This is a genomic window from Streptomyces sp. NPDC002476 (assembly GCF_042889785.1).
Classification (GTDB): Bacteria; Actinomycetota; Actinomycetes; order Streptomycetales; family Streptomycetaceae; genus Streptomyces.
The window spans coordinates 124252-139049 of the sequence record NZ_JBIARH010000019.1 but is presented as its reverse complement, the minus strand read 5'-3'; the positions used below and the strand labels follow the sequence as shown (position 1 = coordinate 139049).

Genomic DNA, 14798 nt, shown 5'->3' with positions numbered 1-14798 from the left:
GCGCGCGGTCTGCTCCGCAGACACGACGCGCCGCCGCTACGCGGCGGAAGACAACCACGCACTCCGTGCGTGGTTTCGGGACTTCGTCCCGGGGATCCGGGCCACTCCGTGGCCCTGGAGTCCAACTCCGTTGGACTCTGGCCCTGTTCGCTTCGCGATCAGGGCGACGGTCCGCGCTCCGCGCGGCCCTGGGCTGGCTGCGTGTGTGGGTCAGGGCCTGGGTGTGCCTGGCTGCTTGACGGGGTGTCTCTTTGCCGCTGACTCGTGGTCGGTTTCGGGGAGAGGCTGGCCTGTCTTATGGAAGCAGAAAAACTATGGAACTTTCGAGATGTCGGTGGGTCCCTCTTCGGGGACGTCGGGGGCAGTTCCGGGCCGGTCCTCTCGGAGGATCTCGTCCATCAACTTGCTTTGTTCTTTGGGTAGTTGATCTGCTTTCTGTTTGGTGCGGGTCTTGCACAGCCACGGGCCGATCATGACGCGTTCGCCGTCGACCTCGATCCATTCCCTGGCCCCGGGCGGGCGGCCGTGACGCTCCACGAAGGCGCGCAGCAGCAGCGCTGTCTGTTCGAAGAAACGGCGTTTCCTGGTACCGGATGTGACGGGCGTTCTCGGTGTTCGCCTCAGTGGGACTTGATCGGCGGTCAGGCCGAGGCTGGTGAGAAGGTCGCGTTGGCCGGAGTTGAGTTCGTGCCAGGTGGTGAACTGACGGTGCAGCCAGCTGCCGGCCTTCACGCCGTCGATCACCGTGTCGCGGCGCAGCGTGGCCGGGTCGTGTCCGGCTTCAATGTGGCGGCGCAGTAGGACCCGCGGTGGGCGTCGAACACGGGTAGCAGGATGCCGGACCGGTGGTTCGGGAGCGGCCCGGTGGAGGAGTACGCGGACAGGCTGCCACACCCGGTGGTGCGGAACGCCGGAAGGACCGGGGCCCGGAACCGCCTGAGCCCACCGGGCGGCCCAGGCGGTCCGGTGGGCTCAGCGGTAGGTCACGACCAGGACGCGGCCACCAGCGAGCGTTCCGCAGCTGCCAGGTGCACGGCCGAGGCGAGCCAGGCCCTCGCGTAGGCGTCGGCCGAGGGGTCGGTCAGGCGGCCGAAGGTGTCGCGGGGGCGACGGCCCGCCTCCGTTGTCAAGGCCTGTGCGAGGTGGGCCGCTCCGCCGAGTCCCGCCCGGGTCAGGCGGGCCGACAGCAAGGCCGCGTCCGTCCCGCGGCCCGCCTCAGCCACGGCACGGCGACCGCCCGCGACGCCCGTCTCCAGCAGGCGCCGGACACGCCACAGCGGCGCCTCCGCCAGCGGGTCGGAGCCCGCGGTGACCGGCCCGCAGGCCACGGGTCCTGCCGCCTCGCGGGGGAAGTGCTCGCCCTGAAGCCGGTCGTAGCCCAGGTCGGCACGGCCCTTCCACGCGTCCGGCAGCCGCAGCGTGGCGGACACCCCCGGCACCGGCCCGACCGCCAGCGACCGGAGCGTCGCCGCCCGGTCCAGGTCGGGACGGCCGAGCACGCGCAGGGCGAGCCCCGGGTGGTCGGCGATCCGGCGCAGGTTGGCGCCGTGCGGCAGCTCCGGGTGGGGGTGTGCGGGGCAGAGCCGCAGCAGCGGTCCCCCACCGGCGACGCGGACGACGACAGAGTCGCCGACCGCACCGATCACCTCGACGTCGCAGCCCAGCAGACCCGGCGCCGTACTGCCGGGCCCTCCCGCCTCGGGCGCGCCGTCGGCGAGCACGGCGGCCATCGCCTCCTGCACCGGTCGGGCGAAGAGGGCGGCGGCGGGTTCCTCGGACCAGTCCACCCCGCGCAGTGGCGTCGCACTGACCCCCCGCCCTGCGCCGAGCCGCCCGTCCCCGGAGACGGTGGCACCGACGATCCGCAAACCCCCGCGCGCCAAACCGGCGTGGTCGAGGACGGCACCGCCGAGCGCCACGGACGCCGACCCCGCGCCCTTCACGCGGGCGAGGCCACCGGGGCGCACGTCGGACACCGTGTAACCGGCGCCGTCCGAACCGACCAGGTGCGTGGTCACTCCGCCGTACCCCGTCGCGGACAGGACCGGCTCCCGGCACAGGCCGTACACCCTCAGGCTGCCGCCCTGTTCGTAGACCCGGCGCGCCGAGCCCGCCGCATCCGTGTCGGCCAACCCGGAGGCGAGCAGAGCAGCGCCGGCCAACAGCTCACGAAAGGCTCCGGTGAGGTCGGCGAGACGTTGTCCCTCGCTCCGCTCCCGCGCAGCCCTCAGGCTCCGTACGACTCGCAGCGCGGCCGCTTCGGCCCGCGGCAGCCCGGCCAGCCGCGCAGTGTGGGCGGCGCGGAGCAGCTCGGCCTGCACCACGGCGCCACCCGCCGTGACGCCGGCGGACAGGGCCTCGGCTGCGGCGTCCCACAGCGCCGTGGCGGCAAGGACCTGCGCCGCGGTGAGGGCGGCCGGCGAGACCGCCGTGGCCGCAACGTCGGCGGCGGGGGCGGTGGGTGCGGCCTCCTCGGGCCCCTCGCCCGCGTCGGGGGCTGTGCCCGAGCCTGCGGCCTTACCCGTACCCGAGTCGTCACCCCCGCCCGCGTCGCCTTCCCCGTCGGCGATGGGTGCCGCGCCCAGGACCGCGGCCCGGTGCAGGCAGCGCGGGGCCAACAGGCAGGTGCACACGACCTGTTCCGCGTTCGTGACCGTGCCGGACGCGCCCGGGCGCAGCGTGACCGTGGCGTCCTCGCCGAAGTGGACCTCGACCGCCCCGTCGGCCATGGCGGAGGGCCGGTCGGCGCAGCCCGAGATCGCCGCGTCGAGTTTCCTGCGCAGCCGTGCGCTGAGCTGCTCCACGGCGTCGGCGAGGATGTCGGGGGCGACGGGAGGCAGGAGTACGGTGCTCAACGGTGTTCTCCACGGAGGCGGTCGCCCACCCAGCGGGCGAGTTCGAGCGGACTGAGGGCGGCCACCGGCATACCGGCCGCGACGAGTTGGCGCGCCATGGACACCGAGTAGCGCGGCGTGCCGGTGTCGTCGAGCGCCGCGCAGCCCAGCAGATGGGCGCCGGAGGACACCAGGGCACGTACCTCGCCCAGCATCCCGCCGAGCGGTGCGCCCTCCTCGAAGTCGCTGACCACGACGACGAGCGTGCGGCTCGGCACGGTGATCAGCGAACGCGCGTGCGCGAGACCGGCCGCGATGTGTGTACCGCCGCCGACCCGGACCTCCAGCAGCAGCGACAGCGGATCCTCGACCCGGTCGGTCAGGTCGATCACCTGCGTGGAGAAGGCCAGGAAGTGCGTGGACAGCGTCGGAACCCCGCCGAGGACCGCAGCCGTCAGCGCCGACCAGATCACCGACGCCTCCATCGAGCCGGAGACATCGACGACGAGGACCAGGCGCCAGTCCGCCTCCTTGCTCGCCCGCGTGCTGAACAGCGGGCGCTCCGGTACGACGACGAGCCGGCCGTCCTCCGTGCGCCGGGTGTGGGCGAGATTGGCCCGCAGGGTACGGGCGAGGTCGAGGCGCCCGCCGGGCCGTCGGGTCGGGCGCGGGGTGGCCAGACCGGTGAGCGCCGGGCGCAGGCGGGTGGCCAGCTCCCGGGACAGCTCGTCGACGAGCCGCTTCACCAGCGGGCGCAGCCGGGCGAGTTGGGCCTCGGGCATGCCTCCGGCCAGGGACAACACCGAACCGAGCAGCTCCACGGACGGGCGTACGGACGCCGGATCGAGCTGCGCGAGCACGTCGGTGCGACCCGCGTCGGCGGCCTCCGCGAGGACCTCCTCGCGTACGTCGGTGCCGAAGAGAGCCTCCAGTTCCTGCGCCCACTCCCGCGCGGTGGGGAAGGACGGGTCCTGACCGCCGCCTTGACCTGGTACGCCGCCGTCCAGGTCCTGGGCGCCTTCGCCGCGCCCGCGGCCGTAGAGCTCGTCCAGGGCGCGGGCGTAGCGGCGGGCGTCGCTGGTGAGCCGTTCGTTGTGGCGGCCCAGCAGCAGCCGCCAGCGGTCGGCACGGCCGAGCCGTCGGTCCGCGTCGTCCGCGGCGGCGCCGTCCGCTGCGGGTGGGTGTGCGGGGCAGGGTTTGTCGGCCGAGTCCGGGCCCGGGGCCGTTCCTGCGTCGGTGGCCGCGCCCGGCAGGCCCAGGGCCTTCAGGGCTGCCGATCCTGCCGCGTCGGCGGCCGCCCACAGGGCGAGCAGCTCGGGCGGGGCGTCGAGCGACAGGTCGAGCCGGTCGCCGAGCCGCTCCGTCACGGTGGTGAGCAGCCTGTCGCGCGCGGCCGGGGCCAGCGTGTCGAAGCCGCCGCGCAGGGCCGGGAGCCGGTCGAGGAAGTCCTGGTCGGCCAGCGCGTCAACCCGGTCCATGAGCACGGCGAGCGCGTCCGGCGACGCTTGGAGCAGGGGCCCGGCGGCTGTGAGCAGCCCGGCAAGGCGCTTCGCAAGCGCCCGGCGCGTGTCCGGAGCCGTGGCCCCGTCGATCCAGCCGGCCGTACGCTCGCCCAGCCCGGCTGCGTCGTCCAGGTCGAGCAGTACGCGTACGGCCAGGGCCGCGCCTTGGATGAGCGGGGAGCCCTCGGCCGCCAGCTCGGCGAGCGACCGGTCCAGTCGCAGGCCCAGATGGCGGGCGGCCGTCCGGTCCGCCAGCGCCACCAGCGCCCCGGCGTCGGCGCCGCTGTCGCTCCCGGCGAGGCCGGGCAGGGACCGGACCGCGGCCTCGAGGACTTCCTCCGTGAGCGCGCCGGCCGTCGTGCGGGTGTCCTGCATCGTGCCGGGGTAGTGGCCGCGCCGCAGTCCCTCCAACAGGTCCAGGGCCTGGAGGAGCTCGGGCAGGTCGGCGCTGTGGGGCAGCACGGCGGAGGCCTCGTTCAGGCGGGCGTCGACCAGTTCGGGCAGGCCGCAGCGCGCGGCGGCGGTCAGCCCGGTGAGGATCTGGGCCGGGGTGGGTCCGCCCTCGGCGGCCTCGTGGCGCGCGGTCGCGGCGAGCGTGCCGGCGGCGGCCTGGGCGGCGGTCACCCCGCGCACGCCCGCGAGGTCGAGGCGCGCGGGCACGGACGGCGTCCACGTCACACGCCACCTGGTGCCGAGCACGGTGCCGTCGCCCGTGCTCGCCACGTCCAGGGGTTCACCGTACGAGGCACCGATCACCAGCAGCCGCTGGAGCAGCACTTCACGGCGTCCGTCCAGCGGCGAACGGAGCGGGTCGAGGCGCAGGTCGCGGCGGTCGGGGTCGTCCGGTCGGGGCAGCCGCAGTTCCGCGAGCTCGGCCTCGACCGAGGGGCCGAGACCGGATCGGGGCGCGTGCGGGCTGATCCGGCCGCGTGCGGTGCCGACGAACACGGCCTCCAGCGCGCGGGCCAGGGCCCGGCCCCGGCCGAGGGGTTCGCCCTGCCCGAGGACAGTGGTGACGGCTTCCAGGAGTTCGCCGCGCCCGGGCGCGGGGAGTCCGCGCAGGGCAGCCAGGTCACAGGCCAGGCGCAGCGTCTCGGCGGCCTCGCCGGTCCCTGCGGTGTGACCGCTTCGGCGCATCTCGCGGCACAGGCCGGTCACCGCGTCGGCAGCCGCCTCCCGGATCCGTTCCGGATCGCCGGCAGTGGTGAGCACCGCCTGCTGCCACAACGGGTCGCGGATTCCGGCCGGGTAGCCGGACCGGGAGTCGAGCAGGTCGAAGGAGTACGGCACGAGGGAGGTCACCGCCGAGCCCTCGGTCGCTGCAGCGCCGTCTTCCCCAGTCCCGCCGGCCGCCCAAACCCCTGCCGTGTCCGGACCGGACCCCCACGTACGGGGTCCCGCACCGCGCGGCCCGCCGGACGGGACGGCCGCGCGCCCCGTAGCACCGGAGGCGCCCGCCGTCCCGGCTCCGGCCTCCGCTCCGGCATCCGTCTCCGTGGACGCGAGAAGCGCGGGTGCGTGGAAGGCGCCGATCACGGCTGCCACCCGGCGCCCGTCCGCCGAAGCAGAGGCGATCACCTGCCGCATCCGTTCCTCCCGCGCCAGGTCGGCGGCGGGTACGACGGCGTCGGCGCGCAGGGCCCAGCCCACGCCCAGCGCAGCTCGGCGCACCGCGTCCGGGGCGCAGCCCGGAGCCAGCACCTCCACCGCGCGGTCCCACAGGTCGTCACCGTCCCGGCCGGTCCCGGCGTCGGCGAGCGCCTCGGTGTACGAGCGCCGCACCCGCGCCGTCCCGTCGCCGGGAGCAGGGTCAGGGCCGGTGTCCGGACCGGCGTCGAGCGCACCCACAACACTCAAGGGCGCATCGGCCTCCGGACGTACGGCCTCGCTCCCGTCCGGCTCGCGCACCGGCCCGGGCGCCCCCGCCGACCGGCGCGGGTCGCCGAGGGGAAGGTCGCAGCACACGACCTCCACCCCTCGGCTTCTGGCCCAGCGGACCGCGGCGAGCTCCGGTGAGAAGTCCGCGAACGGGTAGAACGAGAGCCGTCCCCCCTCGTCCGCCCCGGCCAGGGCGACCGGGGCGACGGTTTCGGGGTCCGCCAGATGTTCCAGCCAGGGCTGGAAGTCGGTCGGCAGCTCGACGCAGACCACCTCGGCCCGCGCCTCTTCCAGCAGGGCGGGTACCACTGCGGCCAGCGCCGGACTGTGGTGGCGCACTCCCAGCAGGTACGGCGCACGCGATGTGGCCAGTGCGTCCACGGCCGTTCGTGGATCGACGGTCGTCAACGCAGGCTCCCGCGCAGGTCCCAGAGCCGGCGCCACATCGCCGAGCCGTTCTCGGCGCGGCGGCGCACCGGACCGTCCCAGTAGCCCAGCAGCCGTGCGTGGTCGGCGGGGTCGTCCTTGCGGACCACGCCGAGCAGGTGTCCCGGCAGCAGGTCGAGCGCGTCCTCCCCGGCCAGGTAGGCGGCCGCGAGCCCCAGCGACGCCGCCACCTGGACCGCCTCGGCGGTGGACATGACCGTGCCCGGCCGCTCCACGTCCCAGCCCTCGGTGGAGCGGCCGGAGCGCAGGTCGCGGAAGACGGTGACGAGGGCGTCGAGGACGGCATCGTCGACGGCGAAGGCCGCGCCCGCCCGCTGCACGGCGGCGACGGCCTGGCGGCGTATCAGGACCGCCTCGGCGTCGGCGTCGGCGATCGGGGCGACGGCCTCGAAGTTGAAACGGCGCCTCAGCGCGGCCGACATCTCGGAGACGCCCCGGTCGCGCAGGTTGGCGGTGGCGATGACGGTGAAGCCGGGGGCGGCGCGGACGACCGCGTCCTCGGTGGCGGTCAGCTCGGGCACGCTGATCCGCCGGTCCGACAGGATGGAGACGAGGGCGTCCTGGACCTCGGGCAGACAGCGGGTGATCTCCTCGACCCGCACCACCCGTCCGGCCCGCATGGCGGCGAGGACCGGGGAGTCCACCAGGGCCTGCGGGGTGGGGCCCTGGGCGAGCAGCAGGGCGTAGTTCCAGCCGTAGCGGAACGCGTCCTCGGTGGTGCCCGCCGTGCCCTGCACCGTCAGGGCGCTGGTCCCGCTGACAGCGGCCGCGAGCAGCTCCGACAGCATCGACTTGGCCGTACCGGGCTCACCGGTGAGCAGCAGCCCGCGCTCTCCGGCGAGGGTGACCACACAGCGTTCGACCAGCGCGCGCTCGCCGACGAACTTCGGGGCGATCAGCAGCTTCGACGGAAGACCGGCGCGACGCCGGGGCAGGGCCAGCTCCACGCCGTCGCTGCCGCAGACGAACGTGACCACCGCGCGAGGGGTGAGCGCCCAGCCGGGCGGCCGCGGACCGGGGTCCTGGGCGGCGAGGAAGGCGAGTTCGGCGGCGTGGCGTTCCTCGGCCGGCTGGCCCTGCCGGACGGGTGCGGTCTGTTCGGTGACGGTCATGCGGGTTTCCTTCGTCATGGTTCGACAGGTGTGCGTTCGGGTCGGGGGGCGGCGCGGCGCACCCGGGGCGGGCGCGCCGCGCCGTGCTGACGACGGGAGGCCGGTCAGCGGCGGCTCAGGTGCCGTTCGGCGGCGTCACGGTGACGGTGCCTCAACGGCGGCGCCTCGTGCGCCGCACCTTCAGTTCCTCGAAGCGCGGGAGGTCGCCGTCGAGGATCCGCTGCCAGGCCCGGGCGAACAGCTCCGCGACCGGTTCGGTCGGCACCAGGGCACCCAGCGCCGGCCGGCCGCCCGTGGCCACCCCGTACATCGGCAGCTTCCACTGCTCGACGGGCAGGACGGGCGCCGACTGCTCCGCCCAGGCGCCCGGCAAGAACAGCGAGCGTCCCGCCCGGGTCCGCACGGCCGACACCACGAGGTCGGTCTCGGCCAGTTCGGCCCGAGCCGCCTTGAGACGGGCCGGCTTCCACCCCGTCCATCGCGCGGTGTTGCGGTCCGTCGGGTCGGGCATGGCCAGCAGCATCAGGTAGAGCGTCGCCGCGTCGGCGGTCAGACCGCGCGCCTCGGCGACCTCGGCCACCCGCTCGGGCACCGAACGGGACGGATCCTGCGGCCACCACAGGCCCTCGTCGTCCGCCACGCCGGCCACGGGCGCGCCCGGGTCGGCCAGCAGCCGTGCGAACGCCGGGTCGTGCGCCCACCGCAGGGCCGTCTCGACCCCGGTCGGCTGCTGATCCACGCCGCGCAGCGCCACCAGGTACGGGTCGGAACCGGTGGAGTCCAGCAGGGCGGGCCGTACGGCCGGCTGGGGCTGGCCGTCCTGCGTGGCCATGAGCACCGCGCCGTACCGCTCGTGGTCCGGTGCCGTCTCCGTCGGAGCGCCGGCCACCTTCCGGAAGTCCGCGAGGCTCGTGTAGTGCCCGGCGGAGAGCAGCAGTTCGGGTGCCTCAAGACGCTGCCGCACGGCGGTCAGCGCACTCGGCAGCGCCGCCCGTACCGGATCGCCGGCGGGCAGCCGGTGGGCCAGCCAGGCCGTCAGGCTCATCGAGCCGACCAGCACCGCCGAGGTGAACGGTGCATCGGCGGGGGACGCCGTCGCCGGATGATCGCCCTCGATGCGCCACGGCACGTCGACGCCGAGCTCCGGCGACGACGCCGGTTCCAGCAGCGCCGGGAGCGCCCGGTGCACGGGCCAGCCACTGCGCGCGGCGCGCGCAGCCTCCACCGCCAGCCAGTCGGGCACCTGTCGGCGCCGTCCCACCTTCTCATTCCACACGGCGGCCGCCGACGCCACGTCCGGGCCCTCGCTCCACAGCTGTGCCGGGTCGTCGGGCAGGAGCGCCGCGAGCACCGCCCGGCGTATTTCGACCGGGAGCGCGCGCAGTTCGTCGCGGGCGTGTCCCGCCTCGGCCACCTTCAGCTCGAGCGCCTTGCGCAGCTCGGCCGGCAGGAAGTTGTTCTCCCAGCTGTCCACGTCGGGCATGCCCGCGAGAACGATCCGGGCCAGCGCCCGGGACACACCCGTGAGGCGGCTGAACTCGTCGGCGGCCTCAGGCAGGAAGGGCACCGCGTCACGGGACCGCGCCTCCCCGAGGAAGCCGGTCAGCCAGTCGGCGCCGCGCGCCCGGTCGCCCACCGGCGCTTCACCGCTCACGGTGTAGGGGCCGGGCACCTCGAAACGGCCCATCGGGTCGTGGAGCAGCGCGCCGAACTCCCACCCGTCGTCGACGCCGGAGTTGTGCTCGGTGATGCCGAGCGCAGCACCGCCGCCCAGGGGCAGCACACTGCGGTGCGCGACGTTGCGCCGCTGGCCGTCCGGCGTGTCCAGGTGGGGCGTCGCCAGGCGGACCAGGACCCGGCGCCAGTGACCGGCCGAGGCCGCCGTCGAGGCCAGCCCCAGCGCGTCCACCCGGCCGAGGACTTCGAGCAGGGCTGCCCGGTGTGCCGGGTCGCTGCCGGGCGCGACGGCCCGGTAGGCGATCGCGGCCGGCTCGTCCAGGAGCGAGACGAACGGCAGTCCCGAGTACGGCAGTGACGGCAGATCGAAGTGCAGCCGGCCCGGCAGCGCCGTGGCGGCGGTGTCCGCGCGCACGGACGCCAGAGACTCCAGGTATCGGTGGGTCACGTCGGTGTCCGCGCCGTAGCGGTAGTAGCCGGTATCGACGATGCCGTCCAGCGCCTTGGCGAGCATGTGGTCGCTCGGTCCCTGGCCCCGGACCTCCGTGGGCTCGGCGGCGGGGTCGAGCCGTGCGGCCACGGCGTCCAGCGCCTTCTGCTGCCGCACCGCGAAGCGCAGCACCTTCACCACGCCTGCGATCAGCTCGGGTGCCGAGACCTGCGGCAGCGCGGCGCTCACCAGCTCGGGAAGGTCCGCCACCCGCTCCGCGAGCACGGCCGCCTTCAGCAGGACGCCGGCCGACTCCGCGTCGGCCTCCCGTAGCGCCGCCGACCCCTGCGGATCACGCGCGCGCAGCATGTACAGGTACGGCAGCGGCGGCAGGGCCTGAGCCGCGGTCCCGTACAGCTCGTTGCGGTGGTCGCACCGGGCCGACGTCGTGACCGTGCCCTCCGGGTCGCTGAGCGACAGCTCGCGCCACTGCCGGGTCAGTGCCCGCGGCCGGTCGTCGCCGGGGAACGTCAGCGCGGCGACCGGCCTGTCGGCGCCCTGCGGAAGGGTGACGCCCCGTCCGGTGGTGTCCTCTCCGTGGTGGCCGCCGTCGGGCAGCCGCACGACACGCCAGCCGAGGAGCCCGTCCGCGGACGTCCCCTGGGCCGAACCCGCCACCGTCGGGGCGGGCCGCAGCCAGCACGAGCCGGCCGCCAACTCGGCCCCGGGGGCGTGCCGCAGCAGCGCGTCGGCGAGGAAACCGGGCTGCGAGCGCCGGCCGTACGCGCCGCTCATGGGGTCGTACTCGAGCCAGCCGCCCTTGGCCTTGCCGTCCCTGTCCTGCCACACCCAGTACGACGTGCCGTCGGACAGCAGCGCGCGCTCCGCGGGCAGCTTCGTGTCGCCGCTGTGGAGGACCCCGCCGCCGGTGGTGCGGCCGCCGCCGGGCAGCTGCAGGCTGAGGTGATCCGAACGCATGGCCCAGGAGTCGGCGCCGGCGAGAGCGAATACCGTGTCGGGCGCGGTGTGCCAGTAGCCCTGCGGCTCGCCGCGACCGTACGTGCTCCAGAACACCAGCAGCGCACCGTCCACGTAGTGGAAGCCCGTCCGCCACACGGACGTGGTGGGCACCCGCAGATCGTGCACGAGAACGGTGGAGTCGGCGTCGATGACGCGCGCCTGCGTCGCGTTGGCCACGATCAGATACGGCCAGGCCTCGACGACCGTCAGACCCTCGGTGGTGTGGCGCCCCGGTGCCAGCTCCGTCAGCGCCTCCTCCCATGCCGGCCAGCGCAGTTCCTCCCACAGACCGCCCCGAAGCGTGCGCGCCACGGCCTCGCCGAGATCGGCCGCGGCCGCGGCCGCGACCTCCTGCGGCGCGAGCACGAGAGCCTCGGAGGGCAGCCACGAAAGCCGCTCGATCGCCTTCGGCAGTCCGGGCAGCCCGGCCGCGACCGACGAGGCGGCCACCTCGCACATCCACTCGGTGAGCATCGGGCGACCGCCGGGCGAGGCGGCCAGCCTCCGCATCACGTCCGCACCGGTGGACGCGCCGTTGTAGCTGTTCGCCCCGCGCCCGAAGGCGGGCCGGAAGCGCGGGTCGGCTGCCAGCGCGACCAGGTCCCGCGGCTCCTCGCCGCGCGCCCAGTCCGACAGGTTCAGGGCGTTGCCGCGCTGGTGGTGGGCGGACTTCTCCTCGGGGTCGGCGACCGCGACCTCCAGCGAGAGCAGGAGGTCCAGCAGGTTCACGTCCTCGACACCGATCCTCAGAGACCGCTCGCCCTCGGGCCGCGCCGCCAGATCGGCACGCAGCCGGCCGGCCGCCCGCTCGACCAGCTCCAGCAGGGCGGGCGGCGTCGGGCGCGGTCCCCAACCGCGATGCCGGGCACTGTGGAAGCGCTCCAGCCAGCCCGCCGCGCCGTCGGAGCACTGCTCCTCCTGCGGCAGGTCGGCGCCCGCGAGACCGGCGTCGGCCCCCGACTCCGCCAGGATTCCCAGCCACAGCTCGGTCATCTCCCCGCCGTCCCCGGGCGGGGTCATCGACAGCAGCGTGCCCCGCACGGACGGAACGCGCCGGGCCAGCGCGACCAGCGCGCCGCGGTGCGACTTCCACCAACCGGCGGCGGCCCGCAAGGTGGCCGGCAGCGGAAGGAGGTCGGCGAGGTAGTCCTGCTCCGCCGCGCTGCCGGACAGGCCCGCGGCGCGGGCGAGCCGCCTCAGCTCCACCGCGGCCTGGGCGGACGGCGCGAGACCGCCGGCGGTCCGGCGCACGCACAGCCGCCGGAATCGCTCGTACGCCTCGACGGGCGCCAGACGGGCCGACAGGTCCTTGCCGTAACCGGTCAGGACCTTTACCGGCAGCGCGCCGGCCAGGGCGAACTCCAGGAAGACGGCGTCGAGCCGGTCCTCGTCGACCGTCAGCCCGTGCTGCGCCTCGCTCGTGCGGGCACGGCCGAACAACTGACCGGCGTACGTGCTGTTCTCGACACCGAGGAAGACCCGCGCGGCCTGCTCGTAGAAGACGGGCAGGAAGTGCGGGACGGCCGAGGCGAGCCGCCCGGCCAGCTCGTGGCAGGCGTCCAGGGCGGCCTTGGGTTTCGTCCTGGCCTGCCGGGCCAGCCGGTCCAGCTCGGGCACGACCGCCAGGGCGTGGTGCCCGTCCTGGGGGTGGTGCACCAGCACCCACTCGGGAAAGCCGAGTTCCTGGCGCCGGCCGAGACCGACCAGGGCCGGCTCGCCCTGCGGCTCGAGTCCGAGGAAGCCGGCGGCGAGGTCCTCGGCGGGGCCCAGCTCGGCCGCGGCCAGCCGCACGACGACCCGATCCTCGCCGAGCGCCGCGTGGCGATAGGCCCGCGCGGTCAGCTCGACCGCTGAGGGGCCCGCGTCCCGCGCGTCGGCCGGGAGGACCGCGCCTGCCGCGAGCAGCTCCTTGTTGTCGTTCCCAACCGTCCCGGTCACGTGTTTTCCCCCTCTTCGATCGTGCGGCCGGCGTACAGCGCAGCGGCCATGCGCATCCCCTCGGACCAGGCCACCGGCCCGACCTCGGTCAGCCGCACCGCGCGGCCGTCCTCGTCGTGCCAGCTCAGCCCGCCGGTCTCCGACTCCCCGTCCCAGTACGGCTCGCCGATCCACACCGACGCCTCCGTGCTGCGGCCCCCGTCACGCACCTTGCACGTGGCGTAGCCACCGGACACCCGGTAGCCGAGGCCCGTGGCGCGCGCCGCGAGACCGAACCGCGAGGCGAACTTCCCGCCCGCGTAGTCCCGTACCTCCGTCGCCGTCTCCGGACGCCCGGCATCCGGCCCGACCGGCCTGGCCCAGGTCGCCCGGTGGATCTGCTCCACTTTCTGGGTGATACCGAGGTCGGCCGCGAAGTCCCGTACGTCCTCCAGGTCCGGCAGGAGCACGGGGTGGGGAAGCGTCACCATGCGTGGCGACAGCCGCACGGTCTCACCGTCGAGGTCGACCACCTTGAGCTCCCCGTCGCCGGTGACGTCCCGCAGGAAGCCGACCTCGTCCGGATCGTCGCCCACGACGGCCATGTCACGCAGCGCCGCCTGCCACGCCTCGTCCGGCCACACCCGCGCGATCAGCTCGGTCGGAACCGGAAGCGACGACACCATCCAGGCATCCACCTGGGCCACGCACGACGCCGCGTGCCGGTCCAGCCACTCGGCCAGTTGCCTCAGCCGGTCGACCTCGGGACTGTCGCGCAACGCCTTCGGCAGCGCCTTCAACTGCCGCCCCCCGACGCGCCGTGCGACCACACGCCCGTCCTCGAGGGTGATCTCGTACCCCTCACCCGCTGCCAGCCACGCCATCAGCCGCGCCCCTCCGTCTGTCCATCAGATGTCAGCGCAGCCCGAACCAAGGGCCACGACGCCCCTGAACTGCGATGTGAGGAGAGACTAGCGAGGGCCACTGACAACGCAGGTTGGTCCGCGGTGCCCTCGCGGCGGCCTGGCAGGGATCTCGGTGCTGCCGGGACAGCAGGCGTCGCGCCCGACGACGGGAGGCGGTGCGGCCGACGGAACGTCAGCAGGGCGTTGCCTGGCGTGAGCAGGACATTTGCCGATGGATCAATGCCTCCGTAAGGCATGCCGGATTCGCGGCACGCTACGTCGACGACGGACGCCGATGTCAGGCCATCCTCGGTATCCGCCAGCACCGCTGCGACCTCTTTCAGGATCGCGGCCACGGAGGCGGTGGGTCGGCCATGTCGAATCACCGCCCCACCACGGCGACGGGCACGGCTTGGACGAGCGCCTCGGCGGCCGCCTGCTTCTTCCCGCTCCCAGCGGTTGCTCCGTGCCGGAACTCGGCTTCACAGCGCAGAGGCACATGAGACGGCCCGTCCCCTGCGCAGTGCGGCACCTTTCATAGGTCATGCGCTGCTCTCACATGACGTATGGAACGTTGAGTACGGCGCACGGGTGTGGCGGACGGTGCGGGCACGGTGGTGACCTGGCGCCTGCGCAGCCGCAGCCGCAGCCGCAGCCCGGCGATGCCGAACGTGCGCATCGCCCGACCGGTGCGCACGTGGTTGACGCGCTCGCCGGTGCCGCGCAGCTCGGCAGTGGTCCTCGGGCGGCCCCAGGTGCCGTCCACTCGGCGTGCACGGCCCCGATCCGCTCGGCAAGAACGGCATCCGCTCGTTCGCGGGCGGCGCGGGCCTCGCGCGTGGGTCGGTGGTCCAGGAGCGGGCCGCAGTGGTGCTGGTGGAGGTCGACGGCCTCGTGGATGTCGGCTTCGGTGAAGCCGCGCGCCTCGGGCGTGAGCGCGCCGTCGCAGAAGCCGATGCGATGTCCAGCCGGACGCCCGGCGGGTCGTGAAGGTCGCGCAGCCGCAGTCGAGGGTGACGAGTGGGGCGGCCGACGACGCGTTTCCCCGGGATCCCCGTGGGGCGGGACGTGCATGC

At 74.7% G+C, this 14798-nt stretch carries 8 protein-coding genes; 1 reads left to right on the top strand and 7 read right to left on the bottom strand.

Annotation, left to right across the window (positions count from 1 at the left end):
• Nucleotides 1–312: 312 nt before the first annotated feature.
• The 7 genes from ACFYXM_RS22240 to ACFYXM_RS22210 form a co-directional block, all read right to left on the bottom strand.
• Nucleotides 313–744, bottom strand: a complete 432-nt coding sequence (locus tag ACFYXM_RS22240) for a hypothetical protein (RefSeq protein ID WP_389291651.1) — start codon at nucleotides 742–744, stop codon at nucleotides 313–315.
• 239 nt (nucleotides 745–983) lie between these two features.
• Complete coding sequence (locus ACFYXM_RS22235; RefSeq protein WP_389291649.1) at nucleotides 984–2855, bottom strand: hypothetical protein; 1872 nt, start codon at nucleotides 2853–2855, stop codon at nucleotides 984–986.
• Nucleotides 2852–6622 carry a DUF5682 family protein gene (locus ACFYXM_RS22230; protein WP_389291648.1) on the bottom strand — a complete coding sequence of 1257 codons (3771 nt, stop codon included), beginning with the start codon at nucleotides 6620–6622 and terminating at the stop codon, nucleotides 2852–2854. The genes ACFYXM_RS22235 and ACFYXM_RS22230 overlap by 4 nt, the downstream gene beginning before the upstream one ends.
• On the bottom strand, nucleotides 6619–7773 hold the full coding sequence (locus ACFYXM_RS22225; RefSeq protein ID WP_389291646.1) for an AAA family ATPase: 1155 nt from the start codon (nucleotides 7771–7773) through the stop codon (nucleotides 6619–6621). Before ACFYXM_RS22225 ends, ACFYXM_RS22230 begins: the two co-directional genes overlap by 4 nt.
• Nucleotides 7774–7924: 151 nt before the next feature.
• Nucleotides 7925–12838, bottom strand: a complete 4914-nt coding sequence (locus ACFYXM_RS22220) for a DNA-binding protein (RefSeq protein ID WP_389291644.1) — start codon at nucleotides 12836–12838, stop codon at nucleotides 7925–7927.
• Nucleotides 12835–13701 (bottom strand): DUF4132 domain-containing protein, encoded by an 867-nt coding sequence (locus tag ACFYXM_RS22215; protein ID WP_389291643.1) that lies wholly within the window; start codon nucleotides 13699–13701, stop codon nucleotides 12835–12837. The genes ACFYXM_RS22220 and ACFYXM_RS22215 overlap by 4 nt, the downstream gene beginning before the upstream one ends.
• A 556-nt stretch (nucleotides 13702–14257) precedes the next feature.
• Nucleotides 14258–14488: a hypothetical protein gene (locus tag ACFYXM_RS22210; RefSeq protein WP_389291642.1), complete on the bottom strand. Its 231-nt coding sequence runs from the start codon at nucleotides 14486–14488 to the stop codon at nucleotides 14258–14260.
• Between the two features lie 5 nt (nucleotides 14489–14493).
• On the opposite strand from ACFYXM_RS22210, the gene ACFYXM_RS22205 reads away from it, so the two are divergent.
• Complete coding sequence (locus ACFYXM_RS22205) at nucleotides 14494–14712, top strand: hypothetical protein (protein WP_389291640.1); 219 nt, start codon at nucleotides 14494–14496, stop codon at nucleotides 14710–14712.
• Nucleotides 14713–14798: the final 86 nt, after the last annotated feature.